Below are 19,864 nucleotides of genomic sequence, written 5' to 3' on the forward strand. Positions count from 1 at the left end.
ATTTCTATAGAAGCGCAGTTGATTACTGCGCTGGTACTTCTGGTGTCAAAACAGCTTTACGGGACAGATTAATACGACCCTGCTGATCGATTTCAGTTACTTTTACCGTAATTTGGTCACCAATCGCAACAACGTCTTCTACCTTCGCTACGCGCTCGGTAGACAGCTGAGAGATATGAACAAGACCGTCTTTGTTCGGCAAAATTTCAACAAATGCGCCGAATTTCTCGATCCGTTTAACCGTTCCGAGGTAAACCTCGCCAATTACGACTTCTTTCACGATGCCCTCGATAATAGCTTTCGCCTTCTGGTTCATTTCCTCGTTCGAAGAAGCGATGAAGACCATGCCATCCTGTTCGATATCTATTTTTACGCCGGTTTCTTCAATAATTTTATTGATGATTTTACCGCCGGAACCAATAACGTCACGGATTTTATCAGGGTTAATGCGGAGTGTCAAAATTTTCGGAGCATATTTAGACAAGTTCGTGCGCGATTCAGACATTACTGCCGTCATTTTGCCGAGAATGTGCATACGGCCGATACGTGCTTGTTCCAGTGCTTGCGACAAGATCGCACGGTCAATACCGTCAATTTTGATATCCATTTGAATAGCCGTTACACCTTTCGCAGTACCAGCAACTTTAAAGTCCATATCTCCAAGATGATCTTCCATCCCTTGAATATCAGACAAAATCGAGAAATGCTCGCCGTCTTTGATCAGACCCATTGCAATACCCGCTACAGGAGCTTTAATCGGAACGCCGGCATCCATCATCGCAAGTGTACTTGCGCAAATACTAGCCTGGGAAGTCGAACCATTCGATTCAAGCACTTCTGATACAAGACGAATTGTGTAAGGGAATTCTGTCTCATTAGGAATAACCTTCGACAAGGCACGTTCACCAAGTGCACCATGGCCAATCTCACGGCGGCCCGGAGGACGAAGTGGACGAGCTTCACCTACGCTGAATGGCGGGAAGTTGTAATGATGCATGAAGCGTTTGGTCTCTTCAGGGCTGATCCCATCCAAGATTTGAACATCGCCAAGTGCACCAAGTGTACAAATACTAAGTGCTTGAGTTTGTCCACGTGTGAACAAGCCAGAGCCGTGTGTACGCGGAAGCAGAGCTACGTCACATTCAATCGGACGAATCTCGTCAAGTCCACGTCCGTCAGGACGTACTTTATCATGCGTGATCAAGCGGCGAACTTCTTCTTTCACGATATCATACAAAACTTCTTTCACATCGCTCAGAAGCTCAGGTGTCTCTGCATACACTTCTTCAAAATGAGCAACCGTCTCACTATTAGCAGCGTCAATTGCTTCTTGGCGTGCATGTTTCTCAGGGATACGAATTGCTTCAACCAATTTCTCCGAAGCAAATGCACGAACAGCAGCGTTCACTTCAGCGTTAACAGCATGAAGCTTCACTTCCATCTTCGGTTTGCCGGACACAGCTTGAAGTTCTTCGATGGTTGCTACGATTTTCTTAATCTCGTCATGGCCAAACATGATTGCTTCGAGCATCACGTCTTCCGCTACTTCATTGCCTTCTGCTTCTACCATCATGATCGCATCTTTCGTACCTGCAACCGTAAGGAAGATTTCAGTCTCCTGTGCTTGCTCTGCAGTCGGGTTAATGATGAATTGACCATTAATACGACCCACATTCACGCCTCCGATAGGACCGTTAAACGGCACATCAGAGATACTCAGCGCTGCAGAAGTACCAATCATTGCTGCGATTTCTGGCGTGCAATCTTGATCCACGCTCATTACGATATTCGCCACTTGAACATCATTACGGAAACCTTCCGGGAACAGTGGACGAATCGGACGGTCTGTTAAACGGCTGGACAAAATCGCTTTTTCGCTAGGGCGTCCTTCGCGTTTAATAAATCCGCCAGGGATTTTGCCTACAGCATATAAACGTTCTTCATAGTTCACGGTTAATGGGAAAAAGTCCAAATCTTTCGGTCCAGTGGAAGCTGTAACCGTACAAAGGACAACTGTATCCCCGTAGGTAACCGTTACTGCAGCATTAGCCTGCTTAGCCAAACGGCCTGTTTCCAGCACAAGCTTTCTGCCGCCCAATAACATCTCTACTCGTTGCAAACGTATTCCCTCCTAAAAAGAATTGTGAAGCAATTCTTACTTCGTAAGCTTGTGCTTAAAGAATTGTGAAGCAATTCTTACGTCGTAAGCATTTGCTTAAAGAATTGTGAAGCAATTCTATGTAGCCATTGCTTTTCATACCATTCGTGGGCAGCAATGGTATATCCTGCTGAATCTTGTGATATTACAAAAAGCAACCCGATTCTGCCGGCTCCGGTAGCCCGGACGGCAAGACAACCAGGTTGCTTTTCATGAAACATGTTCTAGCGGCGAAGGCCGAGTTTTTCGATCAATGCGCTATAACGTTTAACATCTTTGTTTTTCAGGTATGCCAACAGCTTACGGCGTTGACCAACCATCTTGAGCAGACCACGGCGGGAATGATGATCTTTCTTGTGCTCCCGCAAATGTTGCGTCAAGTTCACGATGTTTTCCGTCAGGATAGCCACTTGAACTTCCGGGGAACCCGTATCGCTCGCATGTGTTTTGTGAGTGTCGATCAGTTGTGTTTTACGATCTTGTGTAATTGCCATCCTCGTTCACCTCCTATTTCAGTTAATCGCCATTAGCCTCGAAATCGCCGGTGAGAGCAGAGATCCAAGCTAAGGTTCGTTTGTGCGCTGTAACGGACAAGCCGTACTCGCTCACAACGTTGTCTAGTATACCATAATTGATTAGGCAAGTAAATGCCAACGCTTAGGCAATACCAAAGAATTGCTTCGCCTCTACAGCGTCAGCACCTATTTGTTGAATCAATTCATCAATAGATCCAAATCTTTTCTCCGAACGGATAAAGGAATGGAACTCAATTGTAATTGGCTCTCCATAAATATCTTGGTGGAAATCAAACAAATGAGCTTCTAGTACCGGGCGAATCTCTTCCTTATTAAAGGTTGGCTTCATCCCATGGTTTAATACTCCACAAAATGTCTTGCCGGCAACCGTTACTTTTACAGCAAATACTCCTAAACAAGGCGTAACATACGGCTTAGACAATTCAACGTTTGCTGTTGGAAATCCAATTGTTCTGCCACGAGCATCGCCGTGAACAACGATGCCATCCAATTCATATGGACGTCCAAGCAGCGTGGTTGCAAGGGCAACGTCGCCTTTTTCCAATGCTGCTCGAATTGCAGTGCTGCTCACCTTTTCCCCGTTCTCATAAAGCGGCTCAACAATATCCACTTTAATATCAGGATTACCTAAACTTCTCATCATTTCAGCATTCCCTCTTCCTTTGGAGCCGAATGTAAAGTCAAACCCGACAATTACATGCTCCGCTTGAAGCGGTCGCAGCACTTCATCCACAAACTGCTGTGGGCTGATTGAAGCAAAATTCAGGTCAAACTTCACAACGAGCATAATGTCTACACCTAGTTCAGCAAATAAAGCCTGCTTCTCTTCAGGTGGCGTTAAACAGCTGTAATAGTGATCCCCATGGCCAAGCACTTCTTTTGGATGTGGCAGAAAAGTCATCACAGCAGATAGTGATCCTGATTGCTTCGCAATTTGTACCGCTTGGCGAATCACATTCTGATGACCGCGATGTACCCCATCAAAGTGCCCGATCGCTACGGCTAGCTTCTTATTCTGAAGCAAGTCTGAGCAATCATTCAAAGGGTAAGTAAGTGATATAATTTCCATGCTGATACACCTGCAATTCCTCTATATAATCCCGGTTAGGAGAATACTTTGACCGGTTTAAGTGCCAATGCTTCGTCATCGGCCTTGTATATCCCGATAAAAGCATCATTCTCGCCATATAGGCGTACGAGACTGCTGGAATCGAAGGAATCGGTAAACCGATTGTAAGGTATTTTCTGCCCTCGAAGCGCCATTTCTGTAACAGCAGCATCTGCTTGAACTCGAGCAAGATGTTCAATCGCGATTTCAGCCGGCAGCATACGCTCTTCTAAACGGCCCGCCGCCTGAAGCTCCTCAAGCTCTTCCAGTGTTACGCATTGCTCTCTTGTAATACCGCCAGACATCGTCCGGATCAATTCAGCCATAGCAGCAGGTACACCAAGTGCTCGCCCGATATCCACGCATAATGTACGAATATAAGTACCCTTTGAGCAAATCACTGAAAAAGAGAATCGAGGACGGTCTGAATCCAGATCACATGAAAGCAAATCGATTTGGTGAATAGTCACCTTACGCGATTTCCGTTCAACCGTCTTGCCTTCACGAGCTAGTTCATACAGTCGTTTGCCATCCACCTTCACAGCCGAATACATCGGTGGAACTTGGTCAATCTCGCCAACAAAGCTTTGCAGCACTTGCAGTACCTGCTCTTGCGTGACTTTAATGTCCGACTGTTCTTCAAGCACTGTACCCGTCAAATCCTCTGTGTCCGTTGCAATACCGAGCTGAATGACTGCTTCATAGGCTTTTGGCCGTTCTTGCAAGTATTCCACAACCCGTGTCGATCGCCCTAAGCATAACGGTAGTACGCCAGTAACCATTGGATCAAGCGTGCCCGCATGCCCAATACGTTTCATCCGAACGATTCGCCGTACCTTCGCCACTACATCATGAGAGGTCCAACCAGCAGGCTTCCATACGGCAATAATTCCGTCCATCTATCCATTCAACGCCTTTCTAACCGCTTCAACAAGCTCTTCAATCGCTTCTGTTAGCGTCCCTTGTATCCGGCAGCCAGCTGCACGGATATGTCCGCCTCCACCGAAGGATTGTGCAATAGCCGCCACATCTGCCTTGCCGGCAGATCGAAGGCTGGCTTTGACGCCACCATCTTCCGTTTCCTTGAAGAGGATGCCAACTTCAACACCATCTATATTAAGGGCATAGTTGACGATCCCTTCCATGTCATCGGAAACAGCTCCGGTGTCCTTCATATCGTCTTTGGCGATATAGAGCCAGCCAATTTGCTGATCTTCGGTAAACGTCAGTCTAGCCAGGCTGCGTTGAAGCAGCTTCAGCTTGGCCATTGTCATCTTTTCCAGCAAATGATCGGCAAGTTTATGACCTGGTGCCCCTAATGCTAGCATACGTGATGCAACATCCATAACCTTAGGGCTTGTATTCGAATAGCGGAAACCTCCCGTATCCGTCAGCAAACCTGTATAGATAGCCGTTGCACACTCAACATCTATCGCACAACCAGACTTTTCTATGATATCGAATAAAATTTCAACCGTTGCTGCAGCTTCTGGAAGAATAACATTAACGGTACCAAACCCGTTATTGGTAGGATGATGATCAATATTTAGCAATTTCACATCCTGCGCAAACAAGGCTGAAACCTCGCCAATACGCCGAAAATCGGCGCAATCGACCGCAATCACATGCGTGTACGTCTGCACCGGTTTATCCTTGCGATAATTAACGATTTGATCATAGCCTCTTAAGTAGCTGAGTCGTGAAGGTGATTCCCCTTCATTAATCAGTGTTTTGGATTTGCCTAGTTGATCAAGCAGCCAGCCGATTACCGATGTGGAACTGATCGCATCTCCATCGGGCTGCACATGGGAGACGACTAAAAAGTCGTCTCCTTCCTGCATAAATGCAAGTGCAGCTTCTAGCTGTTGCCCGTATGTCGCGCCGGCCGTCATTGACCTTTGCTTCCGCGGTTAATCTCTTCAAGCAGCCCTTCGATGCGGCTGCCATACTCGATACTGCTGTCGAACTTGAACAGCAGCTCTGGTGTATGACGGAGACGCATCCGCTTGCCAAGCTCCGAACGGAGGTATCCATTCGCTTTGCCAAGCGCTTTTAGGGTTTCTTCCTTTTGTTCCTCGCTGCCGAGTACGCTGAGGTAGACACGCGCCTGAGACAGGTCGCTTGTCGCCTCAACACCTGTGACGGTAATAAAACCGATACGAGGATCTTTAAGCTCTGATTGAATAATGAGGCTCAGCTCTTTTTTAATCTGTTCGCCGACCCGTCCTACACGAATTTTAGCCATGTGTTATTTTCCTCTCTACCGCTCTACCGATTCCATGATGAAGGATTCAATAATATCTCCTTCTTTGAAGTCGCTAAACCGCTCGATCGTAATACCACATTCGTAACCTTGCGCGACTTCCTTCACATCGTCTTTGAAACGTTTCACTGTATCCATTTTACCTTCGAATACAACGATACCGCCGCGGATGACGCGAACTTCGGAGTTACGAATAATTTTACCGCTAATAACCATACAACCAGCGATAGCGCCAACTTTGCTAAGTTTGAAGACGTTGCGGACTTCAGCTTGGCCTTGTACAGCCTCTTTGAAGATTGGATCCAGCATACCTTTCATTGCTTGCTCGATCTCTTCAATCACGTTATAGATAACGCGATGCAGACGAACATCAACTTTTTCTTGTTGTGCAGCCAGATCAGCTTGTGGTTCAGGACGAACGTTAAAGCCGATTACGATTGCATTAGATGCCGCAGCCAAGTTAATATCAGACTCGGTAATTGCACCTACACCGCTATGAATAATTTTGATACGAACGCCTTCGATTTCAATCTTCGCAAGGGAGCCTTTAAGCGCCTCTGTTGAGCCTTGAACGTCAGACTTAACAATAATGTTGAGATCTTTGATCTCGCCTTCTTGGATATGCTTGAACAGGTCGTCAAGAGTAACACGGGAGTTTGCGCCAAGTTCCGATTGACGTTGCTTGATCGAACGACGATCTGCAATCGCTCTTGCTTTACGCTCGTCTTCGAATACCATAAACGGATCGCCAGCAAGAGGCACTTCTGTTAAGCCTGTGATCTCTACTGGTGTAGATGGACCCGCTTCTTTGATACGGCGGCCTTTGTCGTTGACCATTGCACGGACACGACCGAAGCAGTTGCCGGCAACAAATGCATCACCGATCTTAAGCGAACCATGCTGTACAAGGACGCGTGCTACTGGACCTTTACCTTTATCCAGCTCGGCTTCAATAACCGTACCACGTGCACGTTTGTCTGAATTCGCTTTGTAATCATTTACTTCAGCTACGAGCAGAATCATCTCAAGCAATTCTTCAAGACCAAGACGCTGTTTCGCGGATACGTTAACGAAGATCGTGTCGCCGCCCCACTCTTCTGGTACCAGTTCATATTCTGTCAAAGCTTGTTTGATTTTATCAGGATCCGCATCAGGTTTATCGATTTTGTTAACCGCTACGATAATTGGCACGCCAGCCGCTTTCGCATGGTTAACTGCTTCAACCGTCTGAGGCATAACGCCGTCATCGGCTGCTACTACGATAATCGTAATATCCGTTACTTGAGCACCACGTGCACGCATAAGCGTAAACGCTTCGTGACCTGGTGTATCGAGGAACGTAATTTTCTTCTGGTTAACTTCAACTTGGTATGCACCAATATGCTGCGTGATACCGCCTGCTTCGCCGCCAGTTACGTTTGTATGACGGATAGCGTCAAGAAGCGTTGTTTTACCATGGTCAACGTGACCCATAATAGTTACAACTGGAGGACGAGTAGACAGATCCGCTTCGTCATCAACCTCTTCCACTGTTTCGAAAGTATCTTCTTCAACAGGGATCTTCACTTCAACTTCAACACCAAATTCAGAAGCAATCAGAAGGATCGTATCCATATCTAGCTCTTGGTTGATTGTAGCCATTACACCAAGAGTAATAAGCTTCTTAATAACTTCAGATGCATCTTTATGAAGCAGTTTAGCCAAATCGCCTACTGTCATTGTACCGCGTACAATAATTTTCTTAGGCGTGTTGTCAATTTTCTCACGTGGAGGCTGTTGCGAATGGTTACGGTTATTTCTTCCGCCTCTGCCGCGATTATTCGGGTTCGTTCTATAGTTTGGTTTGCCATCGTCAAAACGCTTTTGGCTGCCATTGTTTGTATTTGACTTCGCTTTATTGTTTACGTTATTGCTTTTGCGATTCGTTTCTGCTGCTGCAGTACCACGCGATGTTGGAGCTGGACGCGATTCGAATGAACGCGCTTGGCCGCCGCCTCCACCACCTTGGCCTTGTGGACGATTGCCACCTGGAGCACCGCCGCCTTGTGGACGGTTGAATCCACCGCCTTGGCCGCCGCCTTGACCTTGTGGACGGTTGAATCCGCCGCCTTGACCTTGCGGACGACTTCCGCCTTGGCCGCCACCTTGACCTTGCGGACGGTTAAACCCGCCGCCTTGACCTTGTGGACGACTTCCGCCTTGACCGCCACCTTGACCTTGTGGACGGTTGTACCCGCCTCCGCCTTGTGGACGACTGCTGCCTTGGCCGCTGCCTTGACCTTGCGGACGGTTGCCTTGGTATGACGAACCACCCTGACGGTTACCGCTGTGCTGCGGTCTATTGTTGCCGGAATTGCTGGAGCTATTTGAGCTAGCGCTGTTCGTGCTTGCGCCTGCATTAGTCGTGCTTGCATTAGTTGTAGGTGCGCTTTCCTGCTGACTTTGTGCCGGACGTTGTTCTTGTTGCGATTGGTTAGTTTCGGATGTCGTTTTAATAGAATTCATAGGCCCCTGTCTGTCCTGAGATAAATTTTTGTTTGCTTGTGGTGCTTGCGTCTGCTGCGGCTTGCTTGACGACTGAGCTTGTGGCTGAGGCGTGGCAGATACCGTCGCGTTGCCTGATTCTTGAGCACGCTTCGCTGCAGCATTTGCTTTAATATCGCGGAAGAAGCCTTCCACTTTATGAACCATTTCGTTTTCCATAACACTCATATGATTGTTAACAGGCAAGTTAAGCCGCTTAAGAATCGTTATAATTTCTTTACTGCTCATGTTTAGCGATTTCGCGTATTCGTATACACGTGTTTTATCTTTATTGTCCTTGCTGTTGTCCTGTTGTTTGCTCAATATGATCCACCTCCGAATTTTGACTCAGATGACCTGCAATCATTTTTCCGAACTTTGCGTCAGTTACCGCCAGTACGACTCGTTCCGGCTTTCCTATGGCCTTTCCAAGCTGATCGCGGTCAAATGCTTCGGCGAGTTGTACCCCGTAGGTGCTGCATTTGTCGCGAAATTTCTTCTTCGTGTTTGGCGAAGCGTCGCCCGCAATAATAACGAGCTGAGCTTCCCCTTTACGAACCGCCTTGAGCACAATTTCATCACCAGTAATGAGTTTGCCAGCTCTCATGGCCATGCCGAGCGAGGACAAGAATTTATTCATTTTCATCGCTTTCCCGCTCCTTGCCTGCCAGAAACTCGTCTTCTACTGCTATGAAATCCTGTTCAAGCTGGTCGTAAATCGATGCGTTAACTGCCTGCTTTAATGCCCGATCAAGCGCCTTTGACTTCTTGGCTAGCTTAAAGCAGCTTACCTGCCCGCACAAGTAGGCGCCGCGACCGGCTTTTTTCCCCGTCAGGTCAATTAGCACTTCTTCGTCTGGTGTCCGAACAACGCGGATCAGTTCTCTCTTTGGCTTCATTTCTTGGCATGCAACGCACTTGCGAAGCGGCACTTTTCTCGGTCTCACCGTTCACCCCTCCTTTGCCCGTAAATGGACCCAAGATGAAAGCCTGCCCTACATCTGATCGATGGAAACAGAGTCCTGGTGCATCGTACCTGTCGTCGTTTTCGGACGTCCGTATTCCTGCTCCGCTTGCGTCTCACTCTTAATATCAATTTTCCAGCCAGTAAGCTTCGCAGCAAGGCGTGCATTCTGACCCTTGATACCAATCGCAAGAGACAGTTGGTAATCAGGAACAATTACGCGAGCCATTTTCTCTTGTTCGAATACGATAACCTCAAGCACTTTCGATGGGCTAAGCGCATTCGCTACATATTCCTCAACGCTCTCTGACCAGCGAACGATATCGATCTTCTCGCCAGTAAGCTCGTTTACGATTGTTTGTACACGCATCCCTTTTGGACCAACGCAGGATCCAACCGGATCTACTTCCTCGTTACGGGAGAATACGGCAATCTTCGAACGATAACCTGCTTCGCGGGCAACCGAGCGAATCTCAACAACGCCGTCGTAGATCTCAGGCACTTCAAGTTCAAACAGACGCTTCAAGAGACCAGGATGAGTACGGGACAAAATAATTTGAGGTCCTTTGGTTGTATTCTCAACCTTTGTAATATACGACTTAACGCGGTCGCCGTGCTTAAATTTATCTGTAGGCATCAATTCTGTAAGTGGAAGCACTGCTTCTACTTTACCGAGATCTACAAACAAATTACGAGTATCCTGGCGTTGTACAATACCATTAACGATATCTTCTTCTTTATCGATAAAAGCATTATAGATCAGTCCACGCTCAGCTTCACGAATACGTTGGGTAACGACTTGTTTTGCTGTTTGTGCAGCGATACGGCCAAAATCACGAGGTGTAACCTCGATATCGGCGATATCATCCAACTGATAGTGAGGGTTGATCTCACGCGATGCGTCAACTGTAATTTCAAGACGAGGGTCGAGTACTTCGTCTACAACTGTTTTACGAGCGTATACTTTAATAACGCCGCTGTGGCGGTTAATGTCTACGCGAACATTCTGTGCAGTGTTGAAGTTGCGCTTGTAGCTCGATATCAAAGCCGCTTCAATCGCTTCTAACAGCACTTCTTTGGCAATCCCTTTATCCCTCTCGATTTCCGACAATGCTTCAATAAAATCCATGCTCATTGGAATGGAGTTCCCCCTTTCAAAAATAAACCGCTATTTAAAACACAATCGCAAGGCGTGCGCCCGCGACCTTGGCATATGGAATTACATGCTCTTTTTTACCGATTTTCACCGTAGCTTGTTCGCCATCAAATGCAGTAAGCTGTCCTTCAAATTCCTTAGAACCGTCAATCGGCTCGTAAGTCGTTATGTAAACATGCTTACCCACCGCTTTGCGAACATCTTCTGGTTTCTTAAGCGGGCGTTCCGCACCCGGAGATGAAACCTCTAAGAAGTAAGCGTCGGATACCGGATCGTTCTTATCCAATTCTTCACTCAAAAATTCGCTGACTTTGCCGCATTCGTCAATATCAATGCCGCCTTCCTTGTCTACGAACACACGAAGGAAATAGTTGCTGCCTTCCTTGACGTACTCAATATCAACAAGTTCAAATCCATTGCTGTTGAGGAAAGGTGTTACCATTTCTTCAACAACGGTTTTGATTTTGGATGTGCTCAATCGGTGTAACCTCCTGTTTCTTCATACATGTAAACGGGATTTCGTATTTGAAAAAAGCCGTTTACAAAACGTAAAGAGTGGGTTTCCCCACTCTCTGCTTCAAGTCTCTATCCACATCATTGCCACAAAAATTATATCATAACCGCATAGGGGTGACAAGAAATGTTTTCTTGCATTGGGCGTTTAAAACAATGACAACTGGTTGGATTCCGGCAGTCCGCGGAAGCATCCCATGCCCGTTAACACCTCAATAATCGTCTTGCTGGCCTTCGATTTTTGCTGGAAGTCTTCAATCGACAGGAACTCGCCTTGATCACGTGATGCTGCGATATTCCGTGCCGCATTCTCCCCGATACCCGCAATAGCCGCATAAGGAGGAATGAGCGAGTCGCCATCAATAATAAATTTCGTTGCATCCGAACGATACAAATCAATCGGCTTGAACGAGAAGCCGCGTGCTGTCATCTCAAGAGCCATCTCGAGCAGTGATATACTATTCTTCTCTTTCGTTGTTGCATTAAAGCCTTTATCCTCAATTTCGATAAGCTTCTTCTGAATCGCATCATAACCTTGGCAGAGCAGATCCAGATCAAAGTCCTCAGCCCGTACTGTAAAGTAAGTCGCATAATATGCAATTGGATAGTACAATTTGAAATAAGCGGTCCGTACCGCGGAAATAACATAAGCGGCAGCATGCGCCTTCGGGAACATGTACTCGATACGAAGACAAGAATCGATGTACCATGCTGGTACTTTACAACGTTTCATCTCTTCGATCCATTCCGGCGTTAGGCCCTTACCCTTACGAACACTTTCTGTAATCTTGAATGCGAGTCCGGCATCCATTCCCGCTTTATATATCAAGTATAACATAATATCATCACGACAGCCGATAACTGTCTTAATGTTACAAGTGCCCTTCTTGATCAGCTCTTGTGCGTTGCCCAGCCATACCCCTGTACCATGGGATAATCCTGAAATCTGAAGTAAGTCGGCAAACGAAGATGGCTGTGTCTCTTGAAGCATCTGGCGAACGAATTTCGTCCCCATCTCTGGCACGCCATACGTAGCAACTGGTGTGCGGATCTTCTCAGGCGACACTTCAAGCGCCTTCGTCGAGTTGAACATACTCATAACCTTCGGATCATTCATCGGAATCGTCGTTGGATCAACACCCGTCAAATCCTGAAGCATCCGCATCATCGTCGGGTCATCATGACCCAGTATATCAAGCTTCAGCAAGTTCGCTTCAAAAGCGTGATAATCGAAATGCGTGGTCTTCCATTCTGCATTCACATCATCCGCCGGATATTGCACCGGAGTAATGTCTTCGACTTCCATATAATTCGGAACAACAACTATACCGCCCGGATGCTGACCTGTACTCCGCTTAACGCCGGTTACACCAGAAGCTAGCCTGTTAAGCTCGGCACCACGCCAAGTTTTATTATGATCTTCAGCATATTTTCTAGCAAAGCCATATCCTGTCTTCTCGGCTACCGTACCAATCGTGCCCGCACGGAAAACGCACTTGTCGCCGAACATAATTTTAGTAAAATTATGCGCCGTTGGCTGATATTCACCAGAGAAGTTTAGATCGATATCGGGAACTTTATCGCCCTTGAAACCAAGGAAGGTCTCAAACGGGATATCCTGACCTTCACCCTTCATCGGCTTGCCGCAATTCGGACAGTTCTTATCTGGCAAGTCAAATCCACTTGGGACACTGCCATCAAGGAACCATTCGCTATGGCGGCATTCCGAATTGATACATAAATAATGCGCAGGCAATGGATTAACCTCGGATATGCCAAGGAATGTCGCAACGACAGAAGAACCTACCGAACCCCGTGAACCTACGAGATATCCGTCAGCATTGGACTTCTTAACGAGCTTTTCTGAGATCAAATAGTTAGCGGAGAAGCCGAATTTGATAATCGGTACAAGCTCTTTTTCCAGACGGTCAATTACAACCTGTGGGAGATCATCGCCGTACATGGATTTCGCAGTGTCATAGCATGTATTCCGGATTTCTTCTTCCGCCCCTTCGATAATTGGGGTGAATAGTTTATCTGGGAACATTTCGAACGGCTCGAACCGATCAGCAAGCTCCACAGTGTTCTTCACGACAACCTCATAAGCCCTTGCTTCACCTAAGAAGGCAAACTCCCGAAGCATTTCTTCGGTAGTGCGCAGATGCGCATCCGGCTTACGCAAATCTTTTAGCGGACTGAAACCAGTTATCCCGTGGATGGCGATATCGCGATACAGCTTATCCCGTGGATTCAAATAATGGACGTTACCGGTAGCGATAACCGGCTTGCAGAGCTCATCACCAATTTCACAAATGCGTCGGATTGCCTGTTCAATTTCAGCACGGCTGCCAACAAATCCTTTATCAACAAGGTGCATGTAGAAGTCAATCGGTTGAATCTCTAGCGCATCATAGAATCGAGCGATTTCAAGCGCTTCTTCGTATGATTTGTTAAGCACTGTCTCGAAGAACTCTCCCTTTTCACAGCCGGAAATGACAAGAATACCTTCACGCATGTCGACAAGTTTGCTTTTCGGAATACAAGCAACACGTTTAAAATGCTCCGTATGCGAGATCGACACCATTTTAAACAGGTTTTTCTTGCCAGCCGCATTTAGCGCGTAAATATTGCAATGGAATGGCCGGGAGTTCGAAATATCGAGACCAACATAATCATTTAATTGATGAAGTCCGGTAATATTGCGTTCAGATGCATCATTAATGAGTCCGTATAATACGCCACCAAGGGCAACCGAGTCGTCTACGGCGCGGTGATGGTTATCAAGAGAAATCTTATATTTTGCAGACAATGTATTAAGTCGATGGTTCTTCATGGACGGATGTAGGAATCTTGCGAGCTCCAGCGTATCCAGTACAGGATTTGTAATCTCAGGAAGTCCCAAAGACTTCAAATTTGCTTGCATGAATCCCATATCGAATCTTGCATTATGTGCTACGAGAACGGCATCGCCAATAAAAGTAATAAATTCGCGCAGCTTAGGTTCGAGTTCAGGGGCATCCTGTACCATCTCATCATTGATATTCGTCAGCTGTTGAATATGATAAGGAATTTTCTCATGCGGATTAATGAAGGTGGAGAATCGGTCGATTTCCTTACCGTTCACCATCTTAACGCCTGCAAGCTCGATAATTTTATTATTTATAATAGATAAGCCCGTCGTCTCGATATCAAATACAACATATTCGGCAGAGGCCAGCTGTTCTTCCCTTGAATTCAGCACCATCGGCACCGCATCATTCACAACATTGGCTTCAAGGCCGAATAAAACTTGGATCCCATTTTTCTTCGCTGCTTTGAAAGCCTCTGGATAACAGTGAATATTGCTGTGATCGGTAATAGCTATCGCTTTATGACCCCATTTAGCAGCCATCTTTACATATTCGCCAATAGGAGTAACCGCGTCCATCGCACTCATTGTGGAATGGAGGTGGAACTCAACACGTTTCTCCTCGGCATTGTCCTTACGGTCAGGCGGCGAAGATATTTCTTGGAGATCATTTGGTATCATGACCAGCTCTGGCTCCTGCATGAAGCGGTCATAATCGACCTTACCACGTGCTTTCACCCATTTACCATTCGACAATAGGCTAAGCATCTTCACGTCTTCTTTGTTCTTGGCAAACATCTTCATCGCCATCGAATCGGAAAAGTCGGTTACGTTAAACGTAAACAAGGTCATACCGTTACGAAGCTCTTTCACTTCGAGGCCAAACACAGCGCCTTGTACTGTAATTTTCTTTTCTTCTTCACGGATGTTCATAAGTGGAGTAGGCTCATCACGAATGTCATAGCCCATCGCCAATTTGGTAGGCGCTTCATCGCCTTCGCCCTCAGAGGCTTCAGTAGCGACGCTTTCCATGATCTGAATGACCGCTTCCCGCTCCGCTTGTTCCCGCTTCTGCTGGAACTCCTCATAAACTTCCGGTCTAGCTTGCTCGCCGACTTCCATTTTCACACGATACGTCCGGTCGAAGTTACGCTCATAGAAGCTGCTGATCGCTTCATCAATTTTCTTCTTCTTGGCTAACTCCAGGCCCATACCATCGAGCAGCGATACGGTGATCATCTCATCCGTTGGTTCCATTCCTGCTTTACTCAGCCAGCCATTAACCGAAGCATTCTCTTGTTGAACCCACTCCAGGAACATCGGCCAATATTCACGGGCAATCTCTACAGAAGGAACCGTTGTTTCGTATTGAAGCTGAAAAGAAGTTTCAGCAATATGCGAAAACTTCATGTTTACGGCTTGGGTCAGCGCCATAAAGGCCTTATAAGGAATTAAGGACGTTTTGCGAATGCAAAACGTCCATTTTCTATTGCTTTTTCCTACAAGAACTTGCTCGATGTAACCGTCCTTGTAATAGGAATTTATTATTTCTTGCGGCAGTCCCGCTTGCTGCATCAGCAATTCAAAGCGCTGCCGTTTGTCTCCGGTTTGGCTCATGGCAATCAATCACTCCTGTACGATCCAATCCGATCGAAGCTATTAGTATGCACGTGCAAATACGACCGTGTGCTCTGCATGTTCTCCGCAGACGAGACATTTGCTCTTCTTCTTCTCCGGTTCAAAAGGAATGTTACGGCTTGTTGCGCCTGTTTCTTCCTTCACTTGCTTCTCGCAAGCTCCGGAACCACACCAGCCAGCTAGTACAAATCCACGTTTCTCTTCCATCGAAGCTTTCATCTCGTCAAGTGTATCTACATCATAGAAATTATCTTCACGGAATTTCTTCGCCTTCTCATACATTTCATGTTGAATATCAGCGAGCATCGTTTCCACTTCAGCAATTAGGTTGTCCTGGCGAACGATTCTCTTCTCCCCGCTAATCCGTGATACAAGTACGACTTGGCCATTCTCCATATCGCGAGGTCCAAGTTCAAGGCGAAGCGGAATACCGCGCATTTCGTATTCGTTGAATTTCCAGCCTGGGCTGACGTCCGAACGGTCGTCTACACGAGTACGGATGCCGGCTTTCTTAAGCTCAGCAAACAGTTCGTCAACACGGCCAACGACTTGATCACGGGTTTTGGCCGGACCAATTGGAATCATAATGACTTGAGTTGGTGCAACCTTAGGCGGCAAAGCCAGACCACGGTCGTCACCATGAACCATAATCATAGCACCAATCAGACGTGTACTCACGCCCCAAGATGTGGTATGCGCGAATTGAAGCGTGTTCTCACGGTCCAAATATTTGATGTCGAAAGCTACTGCAAATTTAGTACCAAGATAATGGGAAGTACCGGCTTGAACCGCTTTACCGTCTTTCATCATCGCTTCGATCGAATAGGTGTTTACCGCACCTGCAAAACGTTCGGAAGGAGTTTTCTCCCCTTCGATTACCGGAATTGCAAGGAATTCCTCAACGAACTCACGGTACACGCTAAGCATCTTCATCGTTTCTTCGCGAGCTTCGTCTTCTGTCTCATGAGCCGTATGGCCCTCTTGCCATAAGAATTCGCTTGTACGAAGGAATGGCAGTGTACGTTTTTCCCAACGTACAACATTCGCCCATTGGTTAATCAAGAGCGGCAAATCGCGATACGATTGGATCCATTTCGAATACATATGTCCAAACATCGTTTCTGAAGTTGGACGAATAGCAAGACGTTCTTCCAGCTTCTCGCCTGCAGCTTCCGTTACCCATGGCAGCTCAGGATTAAAGCCCTCAACATGCTCTTTCTCCTTTTGGAAGAAGCTCTCCGGAATAAAGAGCGGGAAGTAGGCGTTGCGATGACCGGTTTCTTTGAAACGGCGGTCCAGATCGCGTTGAATATTTTCCCATAGCTCATAGCCTTCTGGACGGAAAACAATACAGCCCCGTACCGGCGAATAATCCATGAGCTCTGCTTTTTTAATAACATCTAGATACCATCTTGAAAAATCCTCACCTTGCGGCGTAATTTCGGTAACAAACTGTTTATCCTTAGACATAACCGACTTATGGCTCCCCTCGTACCAATCGCAAAATATCGTTGTAAGTCACAACAAGCATCAGCAGCATAATTAATGCAAATCCGATGAAGTGGACCATGCTCTCCCGGTTTGGATTAACCGGACGTCCGCGTACCGCCTCGAGACCAAGGAATATAAGCCTGCTGCCATCAAGCGCGGGAATAGGCAACAAGTTGAAAATGCCAAGATACAGGCTTAATAAAGCCGTCCATGACGTTAAATCGGTAATACCTTTACGAGCAATCTCACTTGTCATTTCAGCTGTGCGGACTGGGCCGCCTAAATCGTCAAGCTTGAAATCTCCAATAATAATCTTCTTGAAGCCTTCAAAAATACTCACTGTCATGGTCTTCATCAGCTTGGCTGCACCTGTAATGGTCTCGCCAACCGTGGCGCTGCGGAATTGATAAGCAGCCGTTATACCTACCTTACCGACACCTTGATCATCCGCTACCGGAGTCAATTTAATAGGTTGAAGAGCTCCATCGCGGATTACATTGAGTTGAATAGCTTTACCAGCAGATGCTCCGATGATATCTATCATTTTGTCATAATCGGTACCGATCTTGACTCCATTAACAGTATCAATCAAGTCTCCCTGCTGCAGCTGAGCTTGCTCAGCCGGCATCCCTTTGGTTACTTTATCAACGAGCAAACCTTGCGGCGTGCCTGCCATCTGTATGTATACCATGAACAAAATAAACGCAAGCACAAAGTTCATCAGTGGGCCGGCGAAGATCGATAACGCACGTGCGCCAACCGATTTGCTTCCGAATTGACGGTCAATCGGAGCGATTTGGGTCTCTTTCCCTCTTGAAATAAGAAGCGCGGTTGGATGAACAGCGAACCGTTCCTGATCCCCTTCCACATCAAGGGTAACGAACAAATCCTTCTCCAAATCAATCGCAGTTACTTCTCCTCGAACAACACCACTGCGTTCATCCAGCCGATCGAGATATATTCGGGTAACCTGGTTGTTCTTCACACGAAGAGCAATCGTCTGTCCGACAGTAACATCTACAATCTCTGGATCCTCTCCTGCCATACGGACGAATCCGCCGGCCGGTACGAGTCTTAGCGTAAATCTGGTTTCACCACGCTTAATTGAGAACAGCTTTGGACCAAAGCCAATTGCAAATTCCCGAACTAGTATTCCAGCGCGTTTGGCGAAATAGTAATGTCCCCATTCATGGATGGTTACAATAACAAAAAATACGAGCACGGTCATAAAAACGACCCGAATCATCTCCATAACGAGCCTCCTGTTCGTAACGGCCTGTACATAGATTATCATTATTCTCCCGTACGACACAAGAGAACCGCAGGTTACAGCTGAAGCTAGATGACTGTTGCTTCTTTACGAGCCCATTCATCCACTTCTGCTATCGCCTGCAAATCATTTACTGCTGTTACGGAATGTCGCTCCAATACGCGTTCCAGCACTCGTTCAATGCCTAAGAAATCAATTTCTCCATCTAAAAATCGAGCTACAGCAACTTCATTCGCAGCATTGAAGACCGTTGGAGCTGACAGCCCTGCTCTTCCGCAATCAAATGCGAGCTTCAAACAAGGATATCTCACAAAATCCATCTCACGGAAATGAAGCTTGCCTATGGCAGCAAGATCAAGCCTGCCTGTAGGTGTTGGATAACGTTTCGGATAAGTTAGCGCATATTGAATAGGAACACGCATATCCGGTAATCCAAGCTGTGCTATGACGCTGTTATCACTGAATTCAACATACGAATGGATAATACTCTCCGGATGGATGAGTACGTTAATCTGATCGTATGTCACATCGAATAGCCATCTCGCTTCGATTACTTCAAGACCTTTGTTCACCATTGTTGCGGAATCAATTGTAATCTTAGCTCCCATTGACCAGTTCGGATGATTCAGCGCTTCCTCAACCGTTACACCAACCAACTGTTCCCGTGAACGGTCACGGAATGAACCGCCAGAAGCCGTGAGAGTAAGCTGTTGTAACGCTTTACGGTCTTCACCATTTAAGCATTGGAATATTGCCGAATGCTCGCTATCGACTGGAATAATGGAAACACCTTTCTGCTTGGCACGTTCCATTACAATATGACCTGCCGTTACAAGCGTTTCTTTATTCGCTAGACCGATTGTTTTGCCTGCTTCAATCGCTGCAAGTGTTGCGGGTAATCCGCGGCTTCCAACAATAGCTGTAACAACGACATCCGCATCATTATTCGCTGCAATCTCCACAAGCCCTTCTTCACCGTACAGCACCTGAATGCCAGATGGCAATTCAGCCTTGGCCTGCTCCGCTAAATCTTTAGTGGATAGGCATACAGTTGAAGGACGAAATTGCTTCGCCTGCTCGATCACCAGAGGCAAGTTATTGCCTGCTGATAAGCCGACGACTTGGTAACTCTCCGGATCATTCGCGATAACATCCAGCGTCTGAGTGCCGATGGAGCCGGTTGAGCCTAAGATGGTGATTTTTTTCATGGATTCCTCCTGGAACTCGTTTGATGCGTGTTACTGTTCTACTGATGGGACTGGGTCTCTGCGCAAAAATGTCATGGCTTCGATTGCAGTTGTCTCTGAATTTCTTGATCTCAATCCGCTTAGCGGTTGAAATTCATAGACAAAGGCGAACACTTCGTTTCTCCACCATGACACTCTCGCTCCGCTCT

Annotated in this window: 15 protein-coding genes; all 15 read right to left on the reverse strand. The window is 46.7% G+C overall.

What is annotated here, in order from left to right; genetic code table 11:
- Nucleotides 1-22: 22 nt before the first annotated feature.
- The gene (pnp, locus tag AC0YNT_RS21810; protein ID WP_167280893.1) at nt 23-2,104 is read right to left on the reverse strand and encodes a polyribonucleotide nucleotidyltransferase; all 2,082 of its coding nucleotides are present in this window, start codon (nt 2,102-2,104) and stop codon (nt 23-25) included.
- Nucleotides 2,105-2,382: 278 nt separating this feature from the next.
- Nucleotides 2,383-2,652 carry a 30S ribosomal protein S15 gene (gene rpsO / locus AC0YNT_RS21815; RefSeq protein WP_475806521.1) on the reverse strand — a complete coding sequence of 90 codons (270 nt, stop codon included), beginning with the start codon at nt 2,650-2,652 and terminating at the stop codon, nt 2,383-2,385.
- Between the two features lie 163 nt (nt 2,653-2,815).
- Nucleotides 2,816-3,763: a bifunctional riboflavin kinase/FAD synthetase gene (locus AC0YNT_RS21820; protein WP_475806522.1), complete on the reverse strand. Its 948-nt coding sequence runs from the start codon at nt 3,761-3,763 to the stop codon at nt 2,816-2,818.
- Between the two features lie 35 nt (nt 3,764-3,798).
- On the reverse strand, nt 3,799-4,701 hold the full coding sequence (truB, locus tag AC0YNT_RS21825) for a tRNA pseudouridine(55) synthase TruB (protein ID WP_475806523.1): 903 nt from the start codon (nt 4,699-4,701) through the stop codon (nt 3,799-3,801).
- A complete protein-coding gene (locus tag AC0YNT_RS21830; protein ID WP_475806524.1) occupies nt 4,702-5,694 on the reverse strand; it encodes a DHH family phosphoesterase in 993 nt (330 codons plus the stop codon).
- Complete coding sequence (gene rbfA / locus AC0YNT_RS21835) at nt 5,691-6,047, reverse strand: 30S ribosome-binding factor RbfA (protein ID WP_167280710.1); 357 nt, start codon at nt 6,045-6,047, stop codon at nt 5,691-5,693. Before rbfA ends, AC0YNT_RS21830 begins: the two co-directional genes overlap by 4 nt.
- A 15-nt stretch (nt 6,048-6,062) precedes the next feature.
- Nucleotides 6,063-8,912 carry a translation initiation factor IF-2 gene (gene infB / locus AC0YNT_RS21840; RefSeq protein WP_475806525.1) on the reverse strand — a complete coding sequence of 950 codons (2,850 nt, stop codon included), beginning with the start codon at nt 8,910-8,912 and terminating at the stop codon, nt 6,063-6,065.
- Nucleotides 8,878-9,228 carry a L7Ae/L30e/S12e/Gadd45 family ribosomal protein gene (locus AC0YNT_RS21845; protein ID WP_167280894.1) on the reverse strand — a complete coding sequence of 117 codons (351 nt, stop codon included), beginning with the start codon at nt 9,226-9,228 and terminating at the stop codon, nt 8,878-8,880. Before AC0YNT_RS21845 ends, infB begins: the two co-directional genes overlap by 35 nt.
- Complete coding sequence (rnpM, locus tag AC0YNT_RS21850; protein WP_475806526.1) at nt 9,221-9,535, reverse strand: RNase P modulator RnpM; 315 nt, start codon at nt 9,533-9,535, stop codon at nt 9,221-9,223. Before rnpM ends, AC0YNT_RS21845 begins: the two co-directional genes overlap by 8 nt.
- Nucleotides 9,536-9,583: 48 nt before the next feature.
- The gene (gene nusA / locus AC0YNT_RS21855) at nt 9,584-10,687 is read right to left on the reverse strand and encodes a transcription termination factor NusA (RefSeq protein WP_167280713.1); all 1,104 of its coding nucleotides are present in this window, start codon (nt 10,685-10,687) and stop codon (nt 9,584-9,586) included.
- A 37-nt stretch (nt 10,688-10,724) separates the two neighbouring features.
- Nucleotides 10,725-11,186 (reverse strand): ribosome maturation factor RimP, encoded by a 462-nt coding sequence (rimP, locus tag AC0YNT_RS21860; RefSeq protein ID WP_167280714.1) that lies wholly within the window; start codon nt 11,184-11,186, stop codon nt 10,725-10,727.
- A 183-nt stretch (nt 11,187-11,369) separates the two neighbouring features.
- The gene (locus AC0YNT_RS21865) at nt 11,370-15,686 is read right to left on the reverse strand and encodes a PolC-type DNA polymerase III (RefSeq protein ID WP_475806527.1); all 4,317 of its coding nucleotides are present in this window, start codon (nt 15,684-15,686) and stop codon (nt 11,370-11,372) included.
- A gap of 42 nt (nt 15,687-15,728) precedes the next feature.
- Nucleotides 15,729-17,177: a proline--tRNA ligase gene (proS, locus tag AC0YNT_RS21870; RefSeq protein ID WP_475806528.1), complete on the reverse strand. Its 1,449-nt coding sequence runs from the start codon at nt 17,175-17,177 to the stop codon at nt 15,729-15,731.
- 7 nt (nt 17,178-17,184) lie between these two features.
- Nucleotides 17,185-18,450: an RIP metalloprotease RseP gene (gene rseP, locus AC0YNT_RS21875; protein WP_475806529.1), complete on the reverse strand. Its 1,266-nt coding sequence runs from the start codon at nt 18,448-18,450 to the stop codon at nt 17,185-17,187.
- A gap of 86 nt (nt 18,451-18,536) precedes the next feature.
- Nucleotides 18,537-19,676 (reverse strand): 1-deoxy-D-xylulose-5-phosphate reductoisomerase, encoded by a 1,140-nt coding sequence (locus AC0YNT_RS21880; protein WP_475806530.1) that lies wholly within the window; start codon nt 19,674-19,676, stop codon nt 18,537-18,539.
- Between the last annotated feature and the right edge of the window lie 188 nt (nt 19,677-19,864).

It is taken from the genome of Paenibacillus sp. J22R56 (genome assembly GCF_056269375.1).